The 26,772-nt window shown below is 32.9% G+C and carries 30 protein-coding genes and 1 other RNA gene; 22 read left to right on the top strand and 9 right to left on the bottom strand.

Annotated elements, in window-relative coordinates:
- Window positions 1-16: 16 nt before the first annotated feature.
- The 5 genes from JOC70_RS12735 to JOC70_RS12715 all read left to right on the top strand — a co-directional run bounded on the left by JOC70_RS12735 (window position 17) and on the right by JOC70_RS12715 (window position 5,162).
- Entirely contained in the window at window positions 17-1,789 is a 1,773-nt protein-coding gene (locus JOC70_RS12735) for a V-type ATP synthase subunit A (protein WP_204599281.1), read from the top strand.
- The gene (locus tag JOC70_RS12730) at window positions 1,782-3,173 is read left to right on the top strand and encodes a V-type ATP synthase subunit B (protein ID WP_204599280.1); all 1,392 of its coding nucleotides are present in this window, start codon (window positions 1,782-1,784) and stop codon (window positions 3,171-3,173) included. The genes JOC70_RS12735 and JOC70_RS12730 overlap by 8 nt, the downstream gene beginning before the upstream one ends.
- A 14-nt stretch (window positions 3,174-3,187) precedes the next feature.
- Window positions 3,188-3,832 carry a V-type ATP synthase subunit D gene (locus tag JOC70_RS12725; RefSeq protein ID WP_204599279.1) on the top strand — a complete coding sequence of 215 codons (645 nt, stop codon included), beginning with the start codon at window positions 3,188-3,190 and terminating at the stop codon, window positions 3,830-3,832.
- 281 nt (window positions 3,833-4,113) lie between these two features.
- Window positions 4,114-4,509: a hypothetical protein gene (locus JOC70_RS12720; RefSeq protein WP_204599278.1), complete on the top strand. Its 396-nt coding sequence runs from the start codon at window positions 4,114-4,116 to the stop codon at window positions 4,507-4,509.
- A 155-nt stretch (window positions 4,510-4,664) separates the two neighbouring features.
- Window positions 4,665-5,162 carry an ECF transporter S component gene (locus JOC70_RS12715; RefSeq protein ID WP_204599277.1) on the top strand — a complete coding sequence of 166 codons (498 nt, stop codon included), beginning with the start codon at window positions 4,665-4,667 and terminating at the stop codon, window positions 5,160-5,162.
- Between the two features lie 555 nt (window positions 5,163-5,717).
- Here JOC70_RS12715 and JOC70_RS12710 read toward each other — a convergent pair.
- The 6 genes from JOC70_RS12710 to JOC70_RS12685 all read right to left on the bottom strand — a co-directional run bounded on the left by JOC70_RS12710 (window position 5,718) and on the right by JOC70_RS12685 (window position 9,816).
- On the bottom strand, window positions 5,718-6,977 hold the full coding sequence (locus tag JOC70_RS12710; protein ID WP_204599276.1) for an MFS transporter: 1,260 nt from the start codon (window positions 6,975-6,977) through the stop codon (window positions 5,718-5,720).
- A 106-nt stretch (window positions 6,978-7,083) separates the two neighbouring features.
- The gene (locus JOC70_RS12705) at window positions 7,084-7,557 is read right to left on the bottom strand and encodes a MarR family transcriptional regulator (protein ID WP_204599275.1); all 474 of its coding nucleotides are present in this window, start codon (window positions 7,555-7,557) and stop codon (window positions 7,084-7,086) included.
- 38 nt (window positions 7,558-7,595) lie between these two features.
- Window positions 7,596-7,907 carry a YbjQ family protein gene (locus tag JOC70_RS12700; protein ID WP_204599274.1) on the bottom strand — a complete coding sequence of 104 codons (312 nt, stop codon included), beginning with the start codon at window positions 7,905-7,907 and terminating at the stop codon, window positions 7,596-7,598.
- Window positions 7,888-8,118, bottom strand: coding sequence for a hypothetical protein (locus tag JOC70_RS12695; protein ID WP_204599273.1), 231 nt, complete (start codon window positions 8,116-8,118; stop codon window positions 7,888-7,890). The genes JOC70_RS12700 and JOC70_RS12695 overlap by 20 nt, the downstream gene beginning before the upstream one ends.
- 164 nt (window positions 8,119-8,282) lie before the next feature.
- Window positions 8,283-8,576, bottom strand: a complete 294-nt coding sequence (locus JOC70_RS12690) for a hypothetical protein (protein WP_204599272.1) — start codon at window positions 8,574-8,576, stop codon at window positions 8,283-8,285.
- Between the two features lie 103 nt (window positions 8,577-8,679).
- Entirely contained in the window at window positions 8,680-9,816 is a 1,137-nt protein-coding gene (locus tag JOC70_RS12685) for an aldo/keto reductase (protein ID WP_204599271.1), read from the bottom strand.
- A 302-nt stretch (window positions 9,817-10,118) separates the two neighbouring features.
- Between JOC70_RS12685 and JOC70_RS12680 the strand changes: the two genes are divergently transcribed.
- The 9 genes from JOC70_RS12680 to JOC70_RS12640 all read left to right on the top strand — a co-directional run bounded on the left by JOC70_RS12680 (window position 10,119) and on the right by JOC70_RS12640 (window position 17,883).
- Entirely contained in the window at window positions 10,119-11,291 is a 1,173-nt protein-coding gene (locus JOC70_RS12680; RefSeq protein ID WP_204599270.1) for an FprA family A-type flavoprotein, read from the top strand.
- A 46-nt stretch (window positions 11,292-11,337) separates the two neighbouring features.
- Window positions 11,338-11,739 (top strand): hypothetical protein, encoded by a 402-nt coding sequence (locus JOC70_RS12675; RefSeq protein ID WP_204599269.1) that lies wholly within the window; start codon window positions 11,338-11,340, stop codon window positions 11,737-11,739.
- Window positions 11,740-11,776: 37 nt separating this feature from the next.
- Window positions 11,777-12,337 (top strand): flavodoxin family protein, encoded by a 561-nt coding sequence (locus JOC70_RS12670; RefSeq protein WP_204599268.1) that lies wholly within the window; start codon window positions 11,777-11,779, stop codon window positions 12,335-12,337.
- Between the two features lie 52 nt (window positions 12,338-12,389).
- Window positions 12,390-12,587, top strand: a non-coding RNA gene (ssrS, locus tag JOC70_RS12665) — 6S RNA.
- A gap of 252 nt (window positions 12,588-12,839) precedes the next feature.
- A complete protein-coding gene (gene glpX, locus JOC70_RS12660; RefSeq protein ID WP_204599267.1) occupies window positions 12,840-13,811 on the top strand; it encodes a class II fructose-bisphosphatase in 972 nt (323 codons plus the stop codon).
- Between the two features lie 144 nt (window positions 13,812-13,955).
- The gene (hprK, locus tag JOC70_RS12655; RefSeq protein ID WP_204599266.1) at window positions 13,956-14,885 is read left to right on the top strand and encodes an HPr(Ser) kinase/phosphatase; all 930 of its coding nucleotides are present in this window, start codon (window positions 13,956-13,958) and stop codon (window positions 14,883-14,885) included.
- The gene (locus tag JOC70_RS12650) at window positions 14,875-15,426 is read left to right on the top strand and encodes a 5-formyltetrahydrofolate cyclo-ligase (protein ID WP_204599265.1); all 552 of its coding nucleotides are present in this window, start codon (window positions 14,875-14,877) and stop codon (window positions 15,424-15,426) included. The genes hprK and JOC70_RS12650 overlap by 11 nt, the downstream gene beginning before the upstream one ends.
- Before the next feature lie 5 nt (window positions 15,427-15,431).
- A complete protein-coding gene (locus JOC70_RS12645; protein WP_204599264.1) occupies window positions 15,432-16,373 on the top strand; it encodes a magnesium transporter CorA family protein in 942 nt (313 codons plus the stop codon).
- A gap of 94 nt (window positions 16,374-16,467) precedes the next feature.
- Window positions 16,468-17,883 carry an aminopeptidase gene (locus tag JOC70_RS12640; protein WP_423880678.1) on the top strand — a complete coding sequence of 472 codons (1,416 nt, stop codon included), beginning with the start codon at window positions 16,468-16,470 and terminating at the stop codon, window positions 17,881-17,883.
- 462 nt (window positions 17,884-18,345) lie between these two features.
- Here JOC70_RS12640 and JOC70_RS12635 read toward each other — a convergent pair whose 3' ends face one another.
- A complete protein-coding gene (locus tag JOC70_RS12635) occupies window positions 18,346-18,819 on the bottom strand; it encodes a DUF4883 family protein (RefSeq protein ID WP_204599262.1) in 474 nt (157 codons plus the stop codon).
- A 148-nt stretch (window positions 18,820-18,967) separates the two neighbouring features.
- Between JOC70_RS12635 and JOC70_RS12630 the strand changes: the two genes are divergently transcribed.
- Entirely contained in the window at window positions 18,968-19,237 is a 270-nt protein-coding gene (locus JOC70_RS12630) for a metal-sensitive transcriptional regulator (protein ID WP_204599261.1), read from the top strand.
- A gap of 10 nt (window positions 19,238-19,247) precedes the next feature.
- Here the strand turns inward: JOC70_RS12630 and JOC70_RS12625 are convergent, their stop codons facing one another.
- Both JOC70_RS12625 and JOC70_RS12620 read right to left on the bottom strand, forming a co-directional pair.
- On the bottom strand, window positions 19,248-19,703 hold the full coding sequence (locus tag JOC70_RS12625) for a threonine/serine exporter family protein (RefSeq protein ID WP_204599260.1): 456 nt from the start codon (window positions 19,701-19,703) through the stop codon (window positions 19,248-19,250).
- A 1-nt stretch (window position 19,704) separates the two neighbouring features.
- Window positions 19,705-20,478 carry a threonine/serine exporter family protein gene (locus tag JOC70_RS12620; protein ID WP_204599259.1) on the bottom strand — a complete coding sequence of 258 codons (774 nt, stop codon included), beginning with the start codon at window positions 20,476-20,478 and terminating at the stop codon, window positions 19,705-19,707.
- Window positions 20,479-20,627: 149 nt separating this feature from the next.
- Between JOC70_RS12620 and JOC70_RS12615 the strand changes: the two genes are divergently transcribed.
- The 7 genes from JOC70_RS12615 (at window position 20,628) to rnfB (ending at window position 26,696) form a co-directional block, all read left to right on the top strand.
- The gene (locus JOC70_RS12615; protein ID WP_204599258.1) at window positions 20,628-21,470 is read left to right on the top strand and encodes a PhzF family phenazine biosynthesis protein; all 843 of its coding nucleotides are present in this window, start codon (window positions 20,628-20,630) and stop codon (window positions 21,468-21,470) included.
- A gap of 292 nt (window positions 21,471-21,762) precedes the next feature.
- Window positions 21,763-23,082 (top strand): electron transport complex subunit RsxC, encoded by a 1,320-nt coding sequence (gene rsxC / locus JOC70_RS12610; RefSeq protein WP_204599257.1) that lies wholly within the window; start codon window positions 21,763-21,765, stop codon window positions 23,080-23,082.
- Between the two features lie 30 nt (window positions 23,083-23,112).
- A complete protein-coding gene (locus JOC70_RS12605) occupies window positions 23,113-24,042 on the top strand; it encodes an RnfABCDGE type electron transport complex subunit D (RefSeq protein WP_204599256.1) in 930 nt (309 codons plus the stop codon).
- A gap of 1 nt (window position 24,043) precedes the next feature.
- The gene (locus JOC70_RS12600) at window positions 24,044-24,613 is read left to right on the top strand and encodes an RnfABCDGE type electron transport complex subunit G (protein ID WP_204599255.1); all 570 of its coding nucleotides are present in this window, start codon (window positions 24,044-24,046) and stop codon (window positions 24,611-24,613) included.
- An 11-nt stretch (window positions 24,614-24,624) separates the two neighbouring features.
- Window positions 24,625-25,221 (top strand): electron transport complex subunit RsxE, encoded by a 597-nt coding sequence (gene rsxE, locus JOC70_RS12595; RefSeq protein ID WP_207755315.1) that lies wholly within the window; start codon window positions 24,625-24,627, stop codon window positions 25,219-25,221.
- 53 nt (window positions 25,222-25,274) lie between these two features.
- Window positions 25,275-25,850: an electron transport complex subunit RsxA gene (gene rsxA / locus JOC70_RS12590; protein ID WP_186430474.1), complete on the top strand. Its 576-nt coding sequence runs from the start codon at window positions 25,275-25,277 to the stop codon at window positions 25,848-25,850.
- 21 nt (window positions 25,851-25,871) lie between these two features.
- Entirely contained in the window at window positions 25,872-26,696 is an 825-nt protein-coding gene (gene rnfB, locus JOC70_RS12585; RefSeq protein WP_204599549.1) for an RnfABCDGE type electron transport complex subunit B, read from the top strand.
- The last annotated feature ends 76 nt before the right edge of the window (window positions 26,697-26,772 follow it).

The following is a 26,772-nucleotide window of genomic DNA, read 5'->3' as shown; positions in this document are numbered from 1 at the left end:
AGGTAGGTAGGTAGGCTTGAAGACTGGAAGAGTTGTAAAAGTTTCAGGACCTTTAGTTCTTGCTGAGGGTATGGATGAAGCAAACTTATTTGACGTGGTTAGAGTTGGAAATGAGCGTCTTATAGGTGAAATAATAGAAATGAGAGGCGATAAAGCGTCTATTCAGGTATATGAGGAAACTTCAGGACTAGGACCAGGTGCACCAGTAGTTACAACAGGAGCTCCTTTAAGTGTTGAATTAGGTCCAGGTCTTATTGAGGCAATGTTTGATGGAATACAAAGACCTCTTAATGCTATAGAAGAACAAGCAGGAGCATTTTTAGCTAGAGGAGTAGAAGTACTTGCATTAGACAGAAAAAAGATTTGGCACTTTACGCCTGTTAAAGCTGCTGGCGATGAAGTAGAAGCAGGAGATATAGTGGGAGTTGTGCAGGAAACTTCTATAATAGAACATAAAATAATGGTACCTTATGGAATTAAGGGTAAAATAGTTTTCTTAAATGAAGGAGACTACACTGTTGTAGATAAAGTAGGTGAAATTCAAACAGAAAAGGATATTGTAGATTTAACTTTGATGCAAAAATGGCCAGTTAGAAAAGGGAGACCCTATGCTAGAAAGTTAAATCCTTCAGCTCCAATGATAACAGGCCAAAGAGTAATAGACACCTTTTTCCCTGTGACTAAAGGTGGAACAGCTTGTGTGCCAGGTCCTTTCGGAAGTGGTAAAACTGTAGTACAACACCAATTAGCAAAATGGGCAGATGCACAAATGGTTGTATATATAGGCTGTGGAGAACGTGGAAATGAAATGACAGACGTTTTAAATGAGTTCCCAGAGTTAAGGGATCCTAAAACTGGAGAACCATTGATGAAAAGAACAGTTCTTATTGCAAATACATCTAATATGCCTGTTGCTGCAAGAGAAGCTTCCATATATACAGGTATAACCATAGGCGAATACTTTAGAGATATGGGATACTCCATAGCTTTAATGGCAGATTCTACATCTAGGTGGGCAGAAGCTCTAAGAGAAATGTCAGGAAGACTTGAAGAAATGCCAGGTGATGAAGGATATCCAGCTTATTTAGGCTCAAGACTTGCGGAATTCTATGAAAGAGCAGGTAATGTTATTTGTCTAGGTAAAGATGGTAGAGAAGGAGCTCTTACAGCTATAGGAGCAGTATCTCCACCAGGAGGAGATATTTCAGAACCTGTTACACAATCAACACTTAGAATAGTTAAGGTATTTTGGGGATTGGATTCCCAGTTGGCATATAGAAGACATTTCCCAGCTATAAATTGGTTAAGTTCTTACTCCTTATATGCAGATAGAGTTGGGGAATGGCTAAATGAGAATGTTGCAGAAGATTGGACATCGTTAAGAATTAAAGCTATGGCACTGCTTCAAGAAGAGTCCAGCTTAGAGGAAATAGTAAGACTTGTTGGTATCGATGCTTTATCAGAATCTGATAGATTAAAACTAGAAACAGCAAGATCTATAAGGGAAGATTATTTACAGCAAAATGCGTTCCATGATGCAGATACATATGCATCATTAGATAAGCAATATAAAATGTTAAAGTTAGTACTTCAATTTGGTGATGAGGCACAAAGAGCACTAAAAGCAGGAGTATATCTAAAAGATATATTAAATCTTGAAATTAGAGATAAAATAGCAAGATCTAAGTATATAACAGAAGAAAACCTAGGTAAAGTCGATGTTATTTCCAAAGAGTTAACAGCTGTTATGGATGAACTTATCAGCAAAGGAGGAATTTTAGATGCTTAGAGAATATAGAACTGTAAAAGAAGTAGTAGGACCTTTGATGCTGGTAGATGGTGTAGAAAATGTAACTTATGATGAATTAGTAGAAATACAAATGCATACAGGTGAAATGCGAAGAGGTAAAGTACTAGAAATAAATCAAGATAAAGCTCTAGTACAGTTATTTGAGGGTTCTTCGGGTATAAACTTAAAGGGAAGTAAGGTAAGATTTTTAGGGAAGCCACTAGAAATAGGTCTATCTGAAGATATGCTTGGTAGAGTCTTTGATGGACTTGGAAGGCCTAAAGATGATGGTCCTAAGATAATACCAGAAGTAAGAAATGATATAAATGGAATACCTATAAACCCTGTATCTAGAAATTATCCATCAGAGTTTATTCAAACGGGTATATCTGCTATAGATGGATTAAATACTTTGGTAAGAGGACAAAAACTACCAGTGTTTTCTGCATCTGGACTTCCACATGCAGACCTAGCTGCACAAATAGCAAGACAGGCAAAGGTACTTGGTTCTGAATCTAAGTTTGCTGTTGTGTTTGCAGCTATTGGTATAACATTTGAAGAAGCTCAGTTCTTTGTAGATGAATTTACAAAGACTGGTGCTATAGATAGATCAGTGCTTTTCATGAATTTAGCTAATGACCCAGCAATTGAGAGAATTGCTACACCAAGAATGGCGCTTACAACTGCAGAATACTTGGCATATGAAAAAGGAATGCATGTACTTGTAATAATGACAGATATAACAAATTACTGTGAGGCTCTTCGAGAAGTTTCTGCAGCAAGAAAAGAAGTTCCAGGAAGACGTGGATATCCTGGATACTTATATACAGACTTAGCAACACTATATGAAAGAGCAGGTAGAATAAAAGGAAGTGAAGGTTCAATAACACAAATTCCTATTCTTACTATGCCTGAAGATGATAAAACACATCCAATTCCTGACTTAACAGGATATATAACAGAAGGACAGATAATATTAAGTCGTGAACTTTATAAAAAGGGAGTTATGCCTCCAATAGATGTGCTTCCATCCCTTTCAAGATTGAAAGATAAAGGAATTGGAAAGGGAAAAACTAGAGAAGATCATGCAGATACAATGAACCAGTTATTCTCTGCATATGCTCAAGGTAAGCAAGCAAAAGAATTATCCGTAATACTTGGTGAATCTGCCCTTTCAGATACTGATAAGTCATTTGCTAAGTTTGCAGATGGATTTGAAAAGGAATATGTATCTCAAGGATTTAATACAAATAGAACAATAGAAGAAACATTAGATTTAGGATGGAAGCTGCTATCCATACTTCCAAAAGGTGAGCTTAAGAGAATTAGAGATGAATATCTTGAAAAGTATTTGCCAAGCAAAGAAAATAAAGTAGAAGAATAGAGGAATGATAACTTATGAGATTAAATGTCAATCCTACTAGAATGGAGCTCACTACATTAAAAAAGAGATTGGTAACAGCAACCAGAGGACATAAACTTTTAAAAGATAAGCAAGATGAGCTTATGAGGAGATTTATAGACCTTATAAAATATAATAACGAACTAAGGAAAAGTGTGGAGGAAGAATTACAAAAATCATTAAAGAATTTTGTAATGGCAAGAGCTGTTATGTCTTCAGAATTCCTTGAGGAAGCAATAGCCTATCCTATGGAAAGTATTTCTTTAGAAGTAAGTAAAAGAAATATTATGAGTGTTAATGTACCTGTAATGAAATTTAAGCGCAAAATGGAAAATCAAGAAGGCAGTATATATCCTTATGGTTTTGCAAATACATCTGCAGAGCTAGATGGAGCTATAGAAAAGTTATATTCTATACTTCCTAAACTATTAGAGCTTGCAGAAGTAGAAAAGTCATGTCAGCTTATGGCAGATGAAATAGAAAAGACTAGAAGAAGGGTTAATGCCCTAGAATATAGAACTATACCTGATTTACATGAAACCATTAAATATATACGCATGAAACTTGATGAAAATGAAAGAAGTAACTTAACAAGACTTATGAAGGTAAAGACTATGATGGAAGAAAAAAATGGACTATAAGGCAATATCAATTTGTAAAAACACACATGTTATAGAATATCATGTGTGTTTTTTGTCGATGATTTTTATAATATTATAAGAGATATTAGTCTGGAAAAAATATTATATGAGAAATTCTAAATTTAGTATTTGAAGAATATAATAATAGTAAACTTCAAAATAAGTTAGAATTTTAATTTTAGTAAAAATATTTAGAAAATTGCAACAAAATTATTGACAATTATTTAACAAAAGTTGTATAATAAGACTACATAACAAATTAATTGCAGGGGGGATTGCACATGATTATAGACAAGGTTAAATCATGCATGATAGGGGAAAGTATTTTTAAAATAGGAGATTATACCACATTAGCGGAAGGCTGGGGAAGGTATAAAGATAAGTTAACTATAGAAGAGGGTATTAATTTAAAAATAGTTGATATATATTCCATTAAAGAAGAAGGAACGCTTCCACAATTCGAAGCATTAGTAAAGACTAATAAAGGAAATATGTTAAAGATAAAAGTGGAAGATTTAAATGATGTAAGAAGTACTCGTGAAAATCATGAAGAACTTAATAAAGTTGGTTATGATTTTAAAGAAGGATGCATATATTGTAAAGGCTATGAAGAAGAAGACGGAAATTGGAGATTCTTCAATATTGGAGCTAAAAGCATAGAAGAACATAACATGTAATTATTTGGTTAGGTGAAATTTTCACCTAACCATTTGTTTTTTACTCTATAGGAAATTAAATGTTTTTATAAGTAATTTCTAAGATGATATTTACAAGTACATATTACTAGTGTATACTAATGTATATACATTAGTATACAAACGGAGGGATTAATATGAATCTTAAAAATTTAGTTTATGCAGCACTACTTACTGCACTTGCTATAGTAATACCAATTTCTTTTGGGGTACTTGCTGTAACTGTAGGACCATTTTCAGCTACATTAGCATCCCACGTTCCAATGTTTTTGGCTATGTTTTTAGGACCTGTGCCAGCGGCTATGGTTGGAATAGGCTCAGCAATAGGATTTTTAATTACTAAAGGTGCAGTTGTAGCATCAAGAGCTTTTATGCATACATTTGTAGGAATGTTTGGAGCGTATCTTCTTAAAAAAGGAGTTTCATACTCAAAAGTTGTAGCAATTACAGCTCCAGTTCATGGAATATTGGAAGCTTTAGTAGTTATTCCATTTGGGTTTACAATGGAAAAAATACTTATAGCTGTAGGAGTAGGAACAATACTTCACCATGTAGTAGATGGAGTAATAGCATTTTCTGTAGTAAAGATACTATCTAAAGCAGGAAACTTCTCATCAGTAAAAGCAACCCATTAAAGGGATATTACGACATTTTTAATGTTAAATCTTCCGTATGGGTTCTGCATTTAAGAAAGGGTTCACTACGCAAAGAAGCTCTAATATCTCTCAATTTCAATCGCCTAAACTTTCTAAACTCGCTGCCGCTCAGACAGTAGAAAGTTCTTTACGGTGATTTAAATTGAGAGATAAAGAGCTTCTAATTGCTTGTTCAATGCTTTCTACAATGCAGAACCCATACTAAATTTAACATTAAAAATATCTTCATGCTTACCGTACTAAAGGAAGGAATTTCGTTTTGGCGAAAGTTCCTTTTGATAAATTAGAACTTATGAAAGGGCTGGTAAGCCCGCAGACCGATAGGTCGTAAGATATTAATTATTCTATTTTTTATAAGAAATTTTTTATAGAATGGCTTTATTTATAAATTTAAAATACCGTTAAGAGCCGTCTACTGTCTGAGCGACAGCGAGTTTAGGCGGGTTAGTTTTAGATTTATACATATTAGCCGTTCTCAAGGCAAAAGGCGTAGCAATCTTATTAGTACGCCTTAGACTGTAGACAAATAGGGGGTTAGAAATTGTCGATAAGTTCTGAAACTCTGTTATTATGCGTTGTCTTATATAAAACTGGTATTGCCGCTGCTATAAGGACCATACCCATAAAAGCGGGTGCGGCATGACCAAGTGATACATAAATTTGACCTCCAATGATAGGACCAATCATTTTTGCTAAAGCCTGAATAGATTGGCTGCCTCCTTGAATCCTTCCTTGTTCACTAGAATCCACAGACTTGGAGAGCATCCCATTGAATGAAGGCCCGAAGATGGAATCACCAAAAGCAAATATAAACATTCCAGCGATAAAAAGAGGATAGAGTGAGAATAAAGCAGATAGCCCAATAAGACTGTAACCTATAATTTCCGAAACCATTCCAAGAAGTGATACCTGTTTATCGCTAAGTTTTATTAAAAGCTTTGGCATTATGAAACCTTGTGAAACGATGTCTTGGACGCCCATAATTGAAAACATAAGTCCGATTAGTGCATGCTTCCAACTGAAAGTGTCTATTGTAAATTGTGAAAAAACTGCCTGTAAAGATTCATTTGGTATCCAAAGTAAGAATGCTGAGACAAGCAGCTTTTGTAAGTTTTTCATGGAAAGTATGCTGGCAAGCTGTGTAAATGGATTCAGTTTTACAAAAGTAATTTCTTTCAGTCTATTATTCTTGTCAAGACTTTCAGGCATAAAAAAGAATCCGTAAACGACATTCAATAAAGTTATTATTGCTCCAAAATACAAGGGTGCAGAATAACCAAACTTGGCAAGTAATCCGCCTAGAGTTGGGCCAATGACGGTGCCTACACCTACAATTGCGCTCATCCATCCAAAGTATTTGGTTCTCTGCTCTGGAGGAATGATATCTGCGAAATATGAGAAGATAGTGCTTATGGTCCCTCCTGTGATGCCATCTATTACACGCCCAGCAAATAGCATCCATAGAGATCCTCCTATGCCAAAGATAAGGTACCCCATTGCGGAACCCAAAAGGCATACTAATAGCACTGGACGACGGCCATATTTGTCGCTCAAAGCTCCAAGGCCAGGAGCTGCGAAAAACACGCAAACTGCATAAACAGAGGTAAGAAGGGTAAGAACTATAGCTTGTTCTCCTGGATTGCTTGTATAAGGCTGTACTAAGAAGGGGACGACAGGTGATATTATAGTGAAGCCTATTCCGCAAAGAAATACAGAGATAAGACCAAAAATTAATGCATGTTTATCTATGTTTGTTTCTGTGTTCTGTTCATTGTGTGATCTAAATTTGAACATTAAAATTCTCCTCCCAAAAGTCAGTGTTTTGTTTCCTTGTCAACAAAAATGCAGCCCTTTCTCAATAGAGTTGGGCTGCCTATGGTTTTATTTTCACTATTCAAATTTATTCCGACTTAACATCTATACCCAGTTTCTTTATTTCTGCATCCAAATGCCTACTATACTTTTCTACGAATCTGAGCATACTGTCAAACTGCTCGTCGGGTACCTGCTCAAATACGGCTTTATCCCGCTCCTGAAACTCTTTGTGCAGCTTTTCATGGACTTTAAAAATTCTTTGTCCTTGCTCAGTAAGACGGAAATAAATTTCTTTCTTGTTATCCGGCTTCTGGTAGCTTTCGATAATGTCTTTTTCTATGAGCTTCTTGGTCATTTTGCTTATGGCTCCTCTAGTCATATAAAGGGACTCCGCAAGTTTTGTCACGTTGGAATCTACATTTCTTCCAATACATTCGATGTAATGTACTTCAGAAGGCTTATAACCCTTAAGGCTCTCTTCCATCTTCAATTTATTAAGCCAAGCCATTTTGTTAAATAATTCCCTTAAATTCATCATTACCTGTTCTTCTTTGTTCATGGATTGTCCTCCCACCTATTGGTGTATCAACAATATTACTATTTAAATTTTACTGCTGTTCCATAAACTATAACTTCTGCTGCTCCTTGTACTACGGCACTGGAGGCATATCGTATATTTATTATTCCGTCTGCTCCTAGGTTCTCTGCTTCTTCAACCATTCTTTTTGTGGCAATAGCTCTTGCCTCATCCATCATTTCGCTATAAGCCTTTAATTCTCCACCAACTAGGGTCTTAAAGCCGCTCATAAGGTCTTTGCCTAAATGTTTAGATTGAATTGTAGATCCTTTTACTATAGATAATGTTTCTATATCTTTTCCAGTTATAAAATCAGTATTTACTAATATCATCTTTATCTTCTCCTTTAATTTCTTTTATTCTTTCAATTAGAGTTAAGGTCAGCATTATAAAAAGTATTAAAAATACCACTGCAACAAATATTACTGCTATAAAGGGCATGTTGCTATCTAAAAGGCCTATAGTAATGCCAAGAGCATATAATATTAGGAAAACAGCTGCTATTATAGTAATTATAATTACTGGTATAAATCCCTTTTTCAAATTATCTCTCCTAACTTAGTTATATACATTAATCATAACATATATTTAAGCCTTTCATACATAGTATTTAAAAAAAGATAGTTCGATATAGTTGTTTTCAGCGTATATAGTTTGAGTTTCTTTAAAATAATAAGAATGGCAAGATGTCTTGCCATTCTTATTATTTACTTATTTATTTCTTCGTATTCCACGTCAATTACTTCGGTGTTATATACATATTCATTGCTGTCTTTATATATTTCAAATATCTCTTCGTTTATGTTTTCTGTCTTTTTAGATCCTTTAAATTTTGACTGTATGAACTTTATTCCTTTATAGGCTGCGTATATCAATATCCCCACTGGAATTAATATAAATAAGCCTTGGATTATGAAATAAGTTAAAAATAAAAATCCTAAAATTTTTAATAGCCTCACTAACCCTTTTTCCATTCCATAATCTTTATTAAAATATTCCATTTACATCCCCTTCTTTTAGGTATAATTTAAAACCTTATATATAATATATCATATTTTGTAGAAACATAGTGGTAAATACCATGAAGAATTCATTAATAATTTGTTAATTTGGAGATAGTTCGCCGTGCAATTTTTTTAGCGTATCAATTATTGGAAGATTTTGAGGACATAGAGGCTGGCATTTTCCACATTCTATGCAGGAAGAAGCTTTTTTATTTTCATGGAGATCCTTATATTTTTTTAGTGAGCTTTTTAAGTCATTATATATGTGTCTATCGTTGTAAATTGAAAAATTTAATGGTATATCTACACCTTGAGGGCAAGGCATGCAGTATCCGCATTTGGTGCAGTTTATTTTAATTAAGTTATTATAGGTATTACGCACTTCATCTACTATTTTAAGCTCTTGATTTGTAAGTGAGCCTGTTTCTGAATCCTCAGCATAGCTTATGTTATCCATAACTTGCTCTAATGAACTCATACCACTTAATATAAGGGTAACTTCAGGTTGATTCCACAGCCATTTAAGCGCCCAGTGAACATTAGGTCTCTTTATTTTAGATTTATTCCATAAGCTTTGAATCTCATCTGGAGGAGTTACCGCCAGTTTGCCACCTTTTAAAGGTTCCATTATAATAACTGCCAGCCCTTTAGATGAGGCATATTTTAGCCCTTCTACTCCAGCTTGATAATCTACATCTAGTATATTGTATTGTATCTGGCAAAAGCTCCAGTCGTAGGAATCTACAATTTGTTTAAATGTATCTAAATCTCCATGGAAGGAAAACCCGGGATGTTTTATAAGTCCTTTTTCTTTAGCTTTATCTAAAAATTTTAACACATCTAATTTAAGAATGGCTTCCCATCTTTCTTTATTAAGAGCATGTAATAAATACATATCTATGTAGTTCGTCTGAAGTTTTTCAAGCTGCTCATTTAAATATTTATAAAAATCTTCATAGCTTTCTGTAAGCCAAACAGGGGATTTAGTAGCAAGTTTAACTCTTTCTCTATAGCCATCTTTAAGGGCCTTTCCTACAAGGATCTCGCTTTGTCCTTTGTGATAAGGATAGGCAGTATCCACATAATTGACTCCGTTATCTATTGCATATCTTAACATTTCTATGGCTTTTTCTTCATCTATAAGCTCATCGCTATTATTTATTATTGGAAATCTCATACATCCAAAGCCTAATGAAGATACTATGAAGTCTTCTCTTCCGAATCTTCTATAAAGCATAAATTAACCCTTCTTTCTATAATTTTGAAAAACACATCAATTATTATTATATAATATATTTAATTAATTATGAATATTAAAGCTTTGAAAAATACCGTAGAATAAAACTTTTTTAAATACACAAAATAACATTAAATATTGATTAATAATTTCCAGAATTATTTATTTTTTGAGGAAATATGATACAATAATTTTAAGGAACGAATTTCAAGTAGGTTTCCAACCATATATAATATTAAATGAAAATTTGCTTGAAATTATACATGGGCATATAACATAGGGGTCAAGGAGGATATGAAGAAATGAACTATATAAATTTAAAAGAAAAGATTTATTGGATAGGTGTAAAAGATCCAGATTTAGAAGTATTCGATATAATAATGAAGACTGAATATGGAACTACATATAATGCTTATTTAATAAATGATGAAAAGGTTGCTATAATTGATGCTGTAAAAGAAGGTTTTTTTGAAGAATTCATGGTAAACGTTAAAGAAATTATAGGGGACAAAAAGGTTGATTATATAATATCTCAGCATACAGAATTAGACCACAGCGGTACAATAGCAAAGCTTCATGAAGTTTATCCAGATGCTAAGATAATAGCATCCAGAGCAGGTTCGGTATATCTGAAGGACATAATAAATAAAGATTTAGACATAATGGTAATTCCAGAAGAATTAAGTCTTGGTAAAACAACATTAAAGTTTATATCAGCTCCTAATCTTCACTGGCCAGATACATTCTTTACTTATGCAAAAGAGCAAAAGGTGTTATTTAGCTGTGACTTCTTAGGATGTCATTATTGTCCAAAACACAATGTAATAGAAGGATATGAAGAAGATTATGAAGGAGAAGTAGAACACTACTTTGAGGTTATAATGGCTCCTTTTAAAAAATTTGTGTTAGCTGGACTTGATAAAATTAAAGATTTAGATTTAGATATGGTTTGCACTAGCCATGGTCCTATACATACTGGAGAAGATATCTCTAGAAGTATAGAAACCTATAGAAAATTAGCATCTACTGATGCGCCAAAGGATAAAACTGCAGTGGTGCTTTATATTTCAGCTTATGGAAACACAGAAATTATGGCAAAATATATAAATGATAAACTAAATGAAAAGGGAATTAAATCTGAACTACATGAAATAACAACCTTTGGAGTTGATGAGTCAATTAAGGCCATAGAAAGTGTAAAAGGAGTTATATTTGGTTCACCTACTATAAATCAAGATGCTGTAAAACCTGTTTGGGATGTATTGTCTGAAGTATCTGCAATAACTAACAGAGGAAAGGCTGCATCAGCCTTTGGTTCTTATGGTTGGAGTGGAGAAGGTGTTCAGCTTATGATGGATAGAATGAAGGGATTGAAGTTAAATGTAGTAGAGGGATTTAAATTTAAATTTGTACCAAATGAAGATGAATACAAAATGGCAGATGAATTTGTAGATAGATTTATTGATAAACTTTAGTACCATATATAATTATATTTTTAAATAAAAAGGAGATGTATTACAAATGGAAAGAGATGATATAGTTAAATACCTTTTAGTGAGTGGATTAAGTGAAGTAGAACAAATAGAGCATAATGATAATGAAATATTTGTATTAAGATTTTTTTATGATTTTGATGAAGATGAATTATCTGCAGCACAAGCTTATGCAGAAGAAGAAGAATGTGAAGATGATGAGGATGAAGAAAAGTTTTATGACTATTATGTGCCTTACTTAAATGAAATAGCTGTAGATAATGTATCTGATATAATAGAAGGACTTATGGAAGAGAAAGGTTTTAAAGTACAGTTTGTATCCTATGATGTAGAAATTGATGAAGAAGATGCATATACAGAATTTATAGCAGTTATTACAGAAGACAAAGAAGTAGATATAGAAAAGGTATTAGATGAATTAGAGCTATAAAACATAATAGAGAACATGCTAAAGAAAGGAACAATATATGAATATACTAGTTTTTTCAGCTTCTCCTAATAAAAAGGGAAATACTCACAATCTTATGGAGAAGTTTTTAGAGGGATTAGAGGGAAATAAGGAAATAATTGAAGTTTATGATAAAAAAATAGGTGCTTGTATAGATTGTAAGTATTGCTATAAGGTAGAAAATTGTGCTATTAAGGATGACATGATTGAAATTTACGATAAAATAAAGAAGAGTGATGTAATTGTAATAGCAACTCCTATGTATTTTTCCGGAGTGACAGCCCCTTTAAAGGCACTTATAGATAGGCTTCAGGTATATTGGAGCAAGAAATATATAAGAAAAGACAGATTCGATATAAAACCTAAAAGAGGAGTAATACTTGCAACAGGAGGAAGCTCATGGCCTGATATGTTTAGGCCTGTAGAAGAAACTCTCCTATTTGCTATGGCAGCCATGGATGCTAAAGTAGAAGAAAAAATATACGTAGAAAGCACTGATAAACTTCCTGTAAAGGATAATGAAAAGCTATTAGAGGAAGTTTATGAGAAAGCTGCTAAATTTAATGATAAAAAAATATAAAAACGTTTGCAAAAATCCTTGAAAATTTTATAGATAATGCTATAATAATATTGTAGTCCTGAGATGCGCGTGAGACTTAGTTGTTCAACCGACATTATTTGAAAGGGACCTTTAATACTCAAAGTAATGCCAAGCTGCTGACGCTGATAATTAGATTAGCTAAATTGTAGTAGGCAGAAGGTTGATGCAAAGGACCCACCTGCGAGAGGGCGGGTGTGAAGAGTAAGTTTAACGGCATGTTGGGATAAAACTTAGTTTTCATAAGCCAGAAGTTATATAACTTCTGGCTTTTTATTTTTTGCGGCTATATTAAATTAATTTAAATGTAATCAAAAAAGCAAAATAAGTGTTGAGTAAATTGAGATATGTGTTATAATATTTATATAAAGTGTAGCTTAAATGTTTTTTAATAAGTGTTTAAATAAGATAAAGTATATCAAATAGATATTGTACTATACTATATAGTGATGAATTAATACTTATATAAATAGGAGGAACTAACGTGAAGAATCAAGATATAGCAATGGGACTTATAAGAGTAACTGAAGCTGCAGCACTAGCATCAGCAAAATATATGGGTAGAGGAGATAAGATTGCAGCAGATCAAGCAGCAGTAGATGGTATGGAAAAAGCATTTGGACTTATGCCTATAAGAGGTACTGTAGTTATAGGAGAAGGAGAGTTAGATAATGCGCCTATGCTATATATAGGACAAGAGGTTGGAATAGGACATGAAACTATGCCAGAGATGGACATAGCTGTTGATCCATTAGATGGGACATCACTTATAGCTAAAGGTCTTCCAAATTCTATTGCAGTAGTAGCTATGGGACCTAAGGGAAGTTTACTTCATGCTCCAGATATGTATATGAAAAAAATTGCAGTAGGGGCTGGAGCAAAGGGAGTTATTGATATAGATAAATCTAATAAAGAAAATATAATAAATGTGGCAATGGCACTTAATAAAGATGTAACAGAACTTACAGTCATGGTGCAGGAAAGAGAAAGACATTCAGATATAATAAAAGATGCAAGAGAGCTAGGCGCAAGAGTTAAACTTTTCTCAGATGGAGATATAGCAGCAGTACTTGCTTGCGGTTTTGAAAACACAGGAATAGATTTAATGATGGGTACAGGTGGAGCTCCTGAAGGAGTTATTTCGGCAGCAGCTATAAAATGTATGGGTGGAGATATGCAGGCCAAGCTTGTTGCATATAATGAAGAAGAAGTGAAAAGATGTAAAGATATGGGAATCTCTGACCTAAATAAAGTGCTCCTTATAGATGATTTAGTAAAAAGTGATGATGTGTATTTTGCAGCTACTGGAATAACAGACTGCGACTTATTAAAGGGAGTAGTTTATTCAAAGAAAAGCTTTGCTACTACTCATTCTGTAGTAATGAGAGCTAAAACAGGTACTATAAGATTTATAGAAGCACATCACCAGCTTTCAAAAAGTAATTTATATATTTAATGTTTATAATTAAAAAAGATAGCCTCAATTTAAGGAAATTTTGCACTATGCAAAGTTTCCTTAAATTTTTGTCTAAAATCACATTCAGGATAAACCTATTATGGTATAATTTAAGTTAAAATCAAATACCAGGGAGGAAATGTTATGCCAGTTACAGTAGAGGATTTAATAAAGGACTTGCAATTGGAAGTAATAAATGAAGGTAAAAAAAATATAGAAATAACAACTAGTGATATAAATAGACCAGGACTTCAATTTTCAGGTTTTTATAGCTATTTTGCAAATGATAGGGTGCAAATTATAGGTAAGGCGGAATGGAGTTTTTTAGATGTAATGAACACGGAGCTAAGAAACAAAAGACTTAAAAAGTTTTTTCAATTTGAAACTCCTTGCTCAATATTTACTAGGGAGTTAGACCCTCATGATGAATTTAAAGAAGGTGCAAAAGAATATAATAGATGGGCACTTAAGACAAATAGTATTTCTACTAGATTTATAAGCAATCTTATGGGGTATTTAGATGGGAAATTGGCACCAGAAACCAGACTTCATGGAGTGCTTGTAGACGTATACGGTATAGGAATATTAATTACTGGAGAAAGCGGAATAGGTAAAAGTGAAACAGCTCTTGAGTTAATAAAAAGGGGTCATAGGCTAGTGGCAGATGATGCTGTAGATATAAAAGAAATAGAAGGTAAGCTTATAGGTACATCTCCATATATAACATCTGGAATGATAGAAGTTAGAGGGGTAGGTATAATAGACATTCCTGCATTATATGGATTGAGTTCAGTTTTAGAGGCAAAAACAGTTGGGCTTATAATACACTTAGAGCAATGGAAGCCAGAGCAAAATTATGATAGGCTTGGAATAGATAGGGAAAGTGTAAAAATATTAAACACTGATGTAAAGAAAATAACACTGCCTATAAGACCGGGAAGAAATATTGCAGTTATTATAGAAGCAGCGGCAGTTAGTCATAGATATAGTTTAAGTAGTACTATAACTCCAGTAGATACTATAAGCATGAGAATGGATGAAGAAGTAATGAGGAGGAATAAGAATGGTAGATAAAAAAGAATTAAGAAAAATGATATTAGAAAAAAGAGATAATATAGATTTAAGTGAAAGAATTAAATATGATGAGAATATATTTAATTCTATAATAAACAACCCCTTATATAATGAAGCAAAATGTATTTTTATATTTGTAAGTTATAAAACTGAAGTAAATACCCATGAAATAATAAAGGATGCACTATCTAAAGGGAAAAGAGTATGTGTACCTAAAGTTCTATCCAAAAGTGAAGGTATGTATGCAATTGAAATAAAAAAATTTGATGATTTAAAATCAGGAAAGTATGGAATACTAGAACCAGAAAGTTTTGAAAATCAAATAAAGGAAGAGGAAATAGACTTAGCTTTAATTCCTGGAGTTGCCTTTGATAATAACGGCGGCAGAATGGGCTATGGAGCAGGATTTTACGATAGATTCTTAGTAAAAATAAAAAGAGATACTCCTAAAATTGCCATTGCTTATGCCATGCAAATAGTAGATTATATACCAATGAATGAATGGGATGTCAAGGTGGATGGAATAATAACTAATAGGTGAATAGTATGATAACTTTTAATATAGAGGATAAGTTTAAAATAGTAGAAAATAAAATGTTAGATAGTCCGAGTTCTAACTTATGGGTAAATTGTTATGTAGATGAATTATTAGATATTAAACAAAGATTTGCTTTAGAAGAAGAGTCTATAAATGAATGCAAGGATTTTAATAAGGGGACAAAAATAGAGTTTTTTAAGGATTATATATTTATAGTTCTTAATATATTTGATTATTATGATGAAGGCGTACATTCTAGAGAACTATATATTTTTTTAAGTGATAATTATATAATCACTACTTTTAAAGAAAAACTAGAGATTTTAGAACTTCTTTTAGAGGACATAAGAAAAGATAAAAATTGTTTGTTACTTAAAGAAAATTCTGACCCTCAGCTTATACTATATTACATTTTAGATAGAATAATAGTGAAAAACTATAATGTTATATCTAAATTAGAAGAGCAAAGTGACAAAGTAGAAATAAGAATTCTTAAAAATCCAGAGCATAAACAGTTAAATGATCTTATAAATTTAAGAAGACAAGTATATAAAATCAGAAAGTATTTAAGCCCATTAAGGTATATAGGAGATTCGCTTCTAAGTAATGATAATTCTATAATTAAAGATGTGAACATGAAATACTTTCAAAGCTTAAATACAAAAATAGATAAGCTTATGATGTCACTAGAGAGCTTGGTTCAAGATTTAGCTTTAGCAAGGGAAGCCTTCGAATCTGAAATGTCTAATAAAACCAATGAACTTATGAAAATATTTACCTTAATAGCTACAATATTTCTACCTTTAAACTTAATCACAAGTGTATATGGTATGAATGTAAAACATATACCATTTATGCTTATAAACTATGGGTTTTATTATTTGCTTATAATGATGGTTGTGATAGCGCTTTTGCTTATATATTTATTTAAAAGAAAAAAGTGGCTTTGACTCAACCTCAAATTTTAAAATATTTATCTATTATGATATAATGGAAAAAGTAAAGATTAGAGGAAAAGGGAGGTGGATCTGCTCTTAATTACCTATGGGCAGAAAAACTATGGAAAAAGATTTAGTAAAAAAATATGAATATGCTTGGGATAAATATAGTAAAGAAGACTTAGAAAAGGTATTTGCATTAAGTGAAAGATATAAGAAATTTATGTCTAAGTGTAAAACTGAAAGAGAATGTGTAATAGAACTTGCAACACTTGCAGAAGAGAAAGGCTATAAGAACTTAGAAGATATTATAAAAAATAATGGAAGTCTTAAAGCAGGAGACAAGGTATATGCTAATAATAAAGATAAAACTTTAGCATTATTTATTATTGGAAGTGAGCCTATAGAAAAGGGTATGAATATATTAGGAGCTCACGTGGATTCTCCAAGACTAGATTTAAAGCAAAATCCACTTTATGAAGATACTGATTTAGCAATGTTTGAAACTCATTATTATGGTGGAATAAAGAAATATCAGTGGGTAACTCTTCCGCTTGCTATTCATGGAGTTATAGCTAAAAAGGATGGAACAGTAGTAAATGTGGTTATAGGAGAAGATGATAATGATCCAGTAATAGGGGTTTCCGATCTTTTAATTCATTTGTCTGGAGAACAATTAGAGAAAAAGCTTGGCAAGGCAATAGATGGAGAAGATTTAAATATACTTGTAGGAAGCATGCCTATTGAAAGTAAAGATGTAAAGGATAGAGTAAAGAGAAATATATTAAAACTTTTAAATGAAAAATATGATATAACAGAAGAAGATTTTGTATCCGCAGAATTAGAAGTAGTTCCTGCAGGAAAAGCAAGAGATTATGGATTAGACAGAAGTATGGTTATGGCTTATGGACATGATGATAGGGTATGTTCATATACATCCTTTGAAGCTATGATGGATATGGAAAATCCTAAAAAGACATGTGTTACTTTATTAGTTGATAAAGAGGAAATAGGAAGTGTTGGAGCCACAGGAATGAAATCTAAGTTTTTTGAAAATGTTGTAGCGGAAATAATGAATTTAGCTGGAGATTACAATGAATTAAAAGTTAGACGTGCGCTTAATAATTCAAAAATGCTATCTTCAGATGTGAGTGCGGCATTTGATCCAAATTTCCCATCTGTAATGGAAAAGAAGAATTCAGCTTATTTTGGAAAAGGATTAGTGTTTAACAAATACACTGGTGCTAGAGGAAAATCAGGCTCAAATGATGCTAATGCAGAATATGTAGCAGAAATCAGAAATATAATGGATAAACATAACGTATCTTGGCAGACTTCAGAACTTGGAAAGGTAGATCAAGGCGGCGGCGGAACTATAGCATACATCCTTGCAGAGTATAATATGGAAGTAATAGATTGTGGAGTAGCACTTCATAATATGCACGCACCTTGGGAAGTAGCAAGTAAAGCTGATATATATGAAGCTATGAGAGGATACTATGCATTTCTTGTAGAAGCATAAAAGGCTTGGTGTAAATAGTAGAGTTTAAAAATAAAAACCACCAATTAGTTAAATGGCACTAATTGGTGGTTAAGCAAATCCTAACTTATTAAAAAAACTTGATTCTATTTGAATTCTTATCACCTTTTCCTATAGAGGTTTTAACTTTAAGAGTGTAACTAACATCGGAGACTAATTTTGTAAATTATAAATGTTCATAAGCTATTTTATAGGGATACACAAACCGTGCGTTAAAATTGGGATATTTTATACTATGCGTAAACTTAAGCTTATAAAACATTGATAATTTAGAGAGATAACAGATTGTCCTTGTTTCACCATAACCTTGTAAGTTAGGATTTGCAAGAAGAATTTTTATCTTCTTCTTGTATATAGTATAACATAAAAGATATTAAAATGCAATACGATTATTCAGAATATTCTAATATAAATCAGCATATCTCGATTCATTGAGATGTTTCCTTAATTATTATCTCTAGGAATCATATAATTAGATATATTGTATAGGTTGTATGAATAAGGTACTTTACTCATATTTATAAAATCCATTTCATAAAATCCATCCCAGGGGTATATGGAAACCAAATCTTTATTATATACGTTTATTACATATTTTTCGTTAGAAATGGTAATGAATATCTTATATAAAGGTTTGTTAGGAAGATTTTTAGGCTTATCTATAAAGGATTTTTCATCAAGGCTTGAAATAAAATTAGGTATTACGTTTAAATCTTCTGAAGATAGCTCCTTTTCCTTATAAAAAGAAGTATCAGTTATTGTGCATCTGTAAGAGGTATTTAAATTAATTCCTTCAGATAAAAGATTTGTATAATATCGGTTAGTTTCTTTACCCTTGTAATAATAGTATTTGGAACAGGAACTAGCAAAAAACATAATTATAATAGACAAAATTATATAATAAAATTTTCTTTTCATTTAAGCCACCTTTACCTTGTTTTCATTAAACATCATATGAGATGAAAATAGGTTTTATTACTTTAAAAACAGAAAATTTAGTTGAAGGTACATATAAGAAATGATATAATGTGAATACCCGGAGGGGTATTTAAATGAGGTGATAACAATGGCAAGTGATAATGCTAAAAAGGACATTCAAAATAGACTTAAAAGAATAGAAGGTCAAGTAAAGGGTATAGAAAAGATGATAGATAATGATGCCAGTTGTAAGGAAATATTAATACAAATTGCAGCAGTAAGATCTGCAATAAATAAGGCTGGAGCCATGGTTCTTCAAAACTATGCTAAGAATTGTTTAGGAAACTGCGAAGCTTTAAGTAATGATGCAAATGCAGTAGATGATTTAGTAAGTACGTTAACAATGTTTATGAAGTAATTGTGCTAAATTACACTTTAGCACAATTGCTTTTTTTATTATAATAAAATGTTATAAGTCTAGTTAATGATGAAACTAAAATCACTCCAACTGCAATGGCTCCTGCTATTGTAAGGGTTGAAAGTCCTGTGTTTAAGGATTTAGTTACATTTCCTTCTACTGAAGCAAGCATAGTATAATACATTCCACCTCCAGGAACTAGTGGAAGTATGCCGCAGATTATAAATATAGTAACTGGGCATTTTCGTACTCTTGCCATTATTTCAGAATATATAGCTACAGCTACAGAAGCATAAAAGAAGGCTAGAGGTTGAGAAACAGTATATTTTAATGACAGAATATAAAAAAACCAACTTAGTCCTCCTCCTAGGGCAGCTAGCCAAGTGTTTTTTCCTTTTATATTAAATAAAACTGAAAATGCCAGTGTTGCAATGAAAGAATAAAAAGAAGGCAAAAATAAATTCATTTTATATAGATCCTCCTCCAAAATAAGATATCCAGAATGAGAACACGAGTCCGCTTCCAACAGCAATTGCAATGGCGATTAAAAATGCTTCTATAATTCTAGAAGTTCCTGCCACTAAATCTCCTGCTATAGTATCCCTTATGGCATTGGTTATTGTAAGACCTGGAACTAATAACATAAGAGAGCCTATTACAATTTTATCCGTATTATTTCCTATATGTAATGAAGTGCTTGCTAGTGCAATAAAAGAAGCAGCAGCACCACCTATGGCATTTATAAAGAAGGAGTTAGTTCCAATTTTGCTTAGAGTTCTAGAAAGTATTTGTATGGTAAATCCAATAATCATAGAAATACAAAAATCGTTAAAATCCCCTCCATATAATAAAGTAAAAAAACCAGCAGATATGGAAGAAGAAAATATAACTAGGTTTCGTTCGTAGTCTTGTCCGCTATTTATAGTTGTTAAATTATCTTCTACTATATTTAAGGGAAGATTTTTACTGCATATTTGTCTAGATAAATCATTTATTTTCGATATTTTATCCAAATCAACTTTACGATGTCGAACTCTACTTACTTTAGAATAGATTTTCCCATCTACATCCGTTATAGATATCATTATTCCTGTAGGAGTTACAAAGCTATTAACTTCTTGTACACCATAGGCACTGCACATACGTTCTATAGTTTCCTCTACTCTGTAAGTTTCGGCCCCGTTTTCCAGCATTATTTCACCAGCAAAGGAAGTTAAATGTACTAACTTATTTATATCCATTTTATCGCCATCCTAATAATAAAATTCAATCCAATTATAGCATAATTCTTTAAAAAGAATATAAAAAACCACAAAAAATATTGACTAATTAATAAAATTATGAATTAATAAAATAGTATGTAAAATCATAGAAAAGGGAGTAGAGGCAAATGATAAAAGTTTTTCTTGTAAAGTCTTTTACATCATCTGAAAATGGAGGAAATCCTGCAGGTGTAGTTATAAATAATGGTCTTAAGGATGAAGAAATGCAAAGTATAGCTAAAGAAGTCGGATTCTCAGAAACTACTTTTATAAGCAAGATAGATTGCAGGAATTTTGAACTTAAGTATTTTACTCCAGAAGTTGAAACCAACTTATGCGGTCATGGAACCATAGCAGCTTTTCACTGTATGCAAGTATTAAATGAAGTAGAAGAATCAGAGGTATATATGCATACTAAGGCTGGTAAATTAAAAGTATTTATTAATGGCTCTAAAATTTATATGGAGCAATCAAGGCCTATTATAGACGATATTTGTATCGAAGAAAGTATAATATTTGAAGCGCTTAATATACCTTATGAAAATAAGGAGGAAAACCTTCCTATTAAAGTAGTATCTGTAGGAACACCTAAAATAATTATACCTCTTAAAAATCGAGATATGCTTTTCAATATAAAACCAGACTTTGAAAAGTTAAAGGAAATCTCACGTGTAACAAATTCTAAAGGATTTTATCCTTTTACCTTTGATGCATTAGATAAAAACAACCTTATACATGCAAGGCAGTTTAATCCATTGTTTGGGATACCTGAAGACCCAATTACAGGGGTGGCAGCAGGTGCATTAGGAATTTATTTAAGTAAGTTTTATGATGAAGGAATAGAAGTATTTAGTGTAGAGCAGGGATATATATTAGATAAACCAGGTATTGTAGATGTAAAAATAGAAGAAGGTATTTCTTATATAGGTGGATCAGCTGTACTATATGATGAAAAATATATTGAACTATAAATTGGTATTATGCAATTGTCGAAATAATCTTAAGTTAGTTACTATTCGAACATTTGAAACGACAAAAGCAATTATTCATTTTGATTATTTAGAGAGGAATTTGCACGTTGTTGTAGAATAATATTATGTCTGAGAAGTATTGCCTATGTATCCAATGAACTAATTTAAAAGTTGTTCAAAAACTATTGACATATTTCGCGGAACAAATTAGTATATAAATGAGTATTTGTGTGCTCAAAAACTTAATGTTTATATTGTATTTCATATAGAATTTAAAGAATGGAGGGTCTTTATGGAATTATTAACTTTTAAAAACGGAGTACATCCCCCTCATGGTAAACATTATACAGAAAACAAACAAATAGAAGAGTATTTACCAAAGGGAGACGTTGTTATACCAATGTCACAGCACATTGGTGCACCTGCTGAACCACTAGTAAAAAAAGGTGATAGGGTTTTAGTAGGACAAAAAATAGGAGAAGCTAAAGGATTTGTATCTGCAAATATTCACAGCAGTGTATCTGGAACTGTTAAGAATATTGTACAAGTATCAAACTTTAATGGGGCTAAGATTTCAGCAGTAGTAATTGAAAACGATGGTCTTTATGAAGAAGTAGATACAATAAAACCAAATGCTGATTATGCAAAGTTATCAAAAGAAGAAATAATTGAAATCATTAAAGAAGCAGGTATAGTAGGTATGGGTGGAGCTACATTCCCAACTCATGTAAAACTTATGCCACCTGCTGACAAGAAAATAGAGTTCATAGTAGTAAATGCTGCAGAATGTGAACCATATTTAACTTGTGACCACAGAATGATGCTTGAGTACACTAAGGAAATAATCGAAGGATTAAAAATAGTTCTAAAGTTATTCCCAGGTGCAAAAGGATATATAGGAATAGAAGACAATAAGCCAAATGCTATAAAAGCTATGAGCGATGCAGCACAGGGAACAGGAATAGAAGTAAAGGCTGTTAAGACTAAGTATCCTCAAGGAGCTGAAAAACAGTTAATCTATGCTTTAACAAAGAGAGAAGTACCATCAGGCGCACTTCCAGCAGATGCAGGATGTGTTGTACAAAATGTTGACACAATTTATGAAATATACAATGCTGTAGTAAATGGCAAGCCGCTTACTTCAAGAGTTGTAACTGTAACTGGTGATGCAGTAAAAGAACCAAAAAATATCAGATTTAAAATTGGAACTTCAATGAAGGAACTAGTAGAATTTGCTGGTGGATTTGTAGAAGAACCAACTAAGATAATATCTGGTGGTCCTATGATGGGAATTGCAATGTATACTTTAGATGCTCCAGCAACAAAGGGAAGCTCAGGAATACTTTGCTTAACTAAAAAAGTAGCAACTGTAGAAGAAGAATCTAACTGTATAAATTGCGGAAAGTGTGTACAAGTTTGTCCTATGAACTTAATGCCAACAACACTTGCAGCATCAGCTTCCATGCAGAACTATGAAATGTTCGATCAATATGATGGAAGAGATTGTATAGAATGTGGTTGTTGTTCATTTACTTGTCCAGCAAGACGTCATTTATTACAAAGAATACGTTCCGGTAAAAAGGTCGTTTGTAAAACTCCAAAAAAGAAATAAATTAAAAATTTAAATAAGAGGTGAATATAAATGTCCGAAACAACAATGTATACCGTATCTTCATCTCCACACATACGTGCGAAAGATACAACTCAGAGCATAATGAGAGATGTTGTTATAGCTTTACTTCCAGCGACTGCTGCAGGAGTATACTTCTTTAAACTTCAGGGACTTTTAGTAATACTTGCTTCAGTACTTTCATGTGTAGCTGCTGAATATATTTGGCAAAAAGCTACTCATAGAAAAGTAACTATAAGTGATTTAAGTGCCGTTGTAACAGGATTATTATTAGCATTCAACTTACCAGCATCCGTTCCACTTTGGTTGCCAGTGATTGGTGGCTTCGTTGCAATTATAATAGGTAAACAATTTTTCGGTGGAATAGGTCAAAATATCGTAAACCCAGCTTTACTTGCAAGAGCGTTCTTGCTTGCATCTTGGCCAGTAGCTATGACTACTTGGACACTAGATGGATCAACTACAGCTACACCACTTGCTTTCTTAAAGGGAGTTGAAGCAACTGGTCAAGCACCTAGCTTAATGAATGTATTTATAGGAAATGTTGGGGGATGTATTGGTGAAACTTCAGCCCTTGCAATAATTCTTGGTGCAGCTTACTTATTTGCTAAGAGAATAATTGATTGGAGAGCTCCAGTTACATTTATAGCTACTACTTTCATTATGACTGCAATAGCAGGAAGATCTGCAAACCCTGTATATGAATTATTTGCGGGTGGATTAATGCTTGGAGCATTCTTCATGGCAACAGATTATGCAACTTCTCCAATCACACCACGTGGTAGAATAATATTTGGTATTGGTTGTGGAGTAATTACTGGTCTTATCCGTATATTTGGTGGATATCCAGAAGGTGTATCCTATTCAATACTAGTAATGAACTTGTTCGTTCCACTTATTGAGAGATGGACAGTTCCAAGAACTTTTGGAAAGGAGAAATAACATGAAGAAGAATAGCAGTTTAAAATTAGGTTTAGTATTGTTAGCTATAGCTGCAATATGTGGACTTATACTTGGTGGTATAAGTGAAGTAACTAAAGAACCAATAGCTGTTCAAGCTAAAAAAGCAGTTGATGAAGCAAATAAAGCAATACTTCCAGAAGCAACAGAATTTGTTGATAAAACTGGAGTTGAATTTACAGGAACAGTTTCAGCTGTAACTGAAGGAAAATCAGGAGCAGATGTAAAAGGATATACTATAACAGTATCACCTAAAGGATATGCGGGAGCTGTTAAAACAATGGTTGGAATAACTACAGATGGAAAAGTTTCCGGAATTAAGATATTAGAACATGCAGAAACTCCAGGTCTTGGTGCGCTTGCTCCAGAACCAAAGTTCTCTGGACAATTTTCAGGAAAACCAGCAAAAGAATTAACAGTTGTAAAGGCAGCACCATCAGCAGACAATCAAATAGAAGCAATAACTGGTGCTACAATAACTTCAAGAGCAGTTACAGATGGAGTTAATGAGGCTATTAAATTCTTTGATGCTAACTTGAAAGGAGGAAACTAATCGTGGGATTAATGAGTGAAAGATTATATAATGGTATAATAAAAGAAAATGCAACTTTCATGCAAGTTCTTGGTATGTGTCCGACACTAGCAGTTACATCCAGTGCTATAAATGGACTTGGTATGGGACTTTCTACTACTGCAGTTTTAATAGGAACTAATATGGCTATTTCTGCACTTAGAAAGATAATTCCAGGAGAAATACGTATACCAGCTTTTATAACTGTAATTGCTACGTTTGTTACAGTACTTCAATTTGTACTTCAGGCATATTTACCAGCATTAAATAAATCACTTGGTATATTTATACCACTTATAGTTGTTAACTGTATTATACTTGGTAGAGCAGAAGCATATGCTTCTAAGAACGGAGTAGGAGCAGCTTTATTTGATGGATTAGGTATGGGACTTGGGTTCACAGTATCCTTAACTGTACTTGGATTAATAAGAGAGCTACTTGGAACAGGAAAGGTATTTAACGTTCAAGTTACACCTGCAGCGTTTCAGCCTGCTTTAATAATGGTACTTGCGCCAGGTGCATTTATTACACTTGGAATACTTATGGCTCTATTAAACAATAGAAAATTAAAGAAGGCAAAAGCTAAATAATTTAGCTTTGCCTTCAGTCCTTACTCTAAAAAAAGGAAGGTGTCGGAAGAAAAATGAGTATATTTACTATATTTATAAGTGCACTATTAGTTAATAACTTCGTTTTATCTAGATTCTTAGGAATATGTCCATTTCTTGGAGTTTCTAAGAAGGTAGAAACATCAGCAGGTATGGGAGCTGCGGTTACTTTCGTTATGGTATTAGCAGCAATGATGACGTTCTTAGTTGAAAGATTTATATTAATACCACTAGGATTATCATATTTATCAACACTAGCATTTATACTAGTTATAGCATCTTTAGTTCAGTTTGTTGAAATGGTTATAAAGAAGATGAGCCCTGATCTTTACAAGAGTTTAGGTATATTCTTACCACTTATAACTACAAACTGTGCAGTACTTGGTATGGCTCTTATAAATAGTCAAGAACAATATACATTTATACAATCTATTGTAAACTCTGTAGGAGCAGCACTTGGATTTACATTAGCACTTGTTTTACTTGCAGGTATAAGAGAAAAATTTGAAACTAATGAATATATTCCTGAGCCATTAAGAGGCTTGCCAATAACTTTAATAACAGCAGGTATAATGGCGATAGCTTTCTTAGGATTCCAGGGCTTAATCTAATTAGGAGGTGTTAGCATGGAAATGAATAGCTTAGTATTCCCTGTTTTAAGCTTAGGGGGATTAGGTGTAGTATTTGGACTTCTTTTAGGATATGCTTCAAAGAAGTTTGCTGTAGAAGTTGATGAAAGAGTGCCACTAGTTAGAGAAGCGTTACCAGGGGCTAACTGTGGTGGTTGTGGATTTGCAGGTTGCGACGCTTATGCAGATGCAGTTGTTAATGAAGGTGCAGCAGCAAATAAGTGTCCAGTTGGTGGAGCAGCATGTTCAGCTGCAATTGCTGAAATAATGGGAGTAACAGTTGATTCTTCAGAACCAAAGAAGGCATATGTAAAATGTCAAGGTTCTTGTGGAAAAGCTAAAGAAAAATATGAGTACTATGGTGCAACTAGTTGTATAGATGCAGCTAATACTCCAGGCGGCGGTTCAAAGTCTTGTCAATATGGATGTCTTGGACTTGGAAGCTGTGTAGGAGTTTGTGCATTCGATGCTATCCATGTAGTAGATGGAATAGCTGTAGTAGATGAAGAAGCTTGTGTTGCTTGCGGTGCTTGTATAAATATTTGTCCAAAGAGTGTTATTGAATTAGCGCCTATGTCCAAAAAAGTACGTATTGCATGTAATTCTCACGACAAGGGATTAGAAGTTAAAAATGTATGTTCTACTGGATGTATTTCTTGTGGACTATGCGTAAGAAACTGCCCAAGTGAAGCTATAACAATGGTTAATAACTTACCAGTTATAGATTATGACAAGTGTACTCAGTGTGCAGTATGTGTGGCAAAATGCCCAACAAAAGCTATTGCAAACTTAAATGAAAAGTTAGAAACAAAAGCAGCAAACGCTTAATATAAAAAGCATGTAGTTTATAAGCTACATGCTTTTTTATATGCCTTTTTGTGATTTTATTATAAAAGGAATATCT

Source organism: Clostridium pascui (assembly GCF_016908015.1).
Taxonomy (GTDB): Bacteria; Bacillota; Clostridia; order Clostridiales; family Clostridiaceae; genus Clostridium_AK; species Clostridium_AK pascui.
This window is presented reverse-complemented; position numbering and strand designations above follow the sequence as displayed.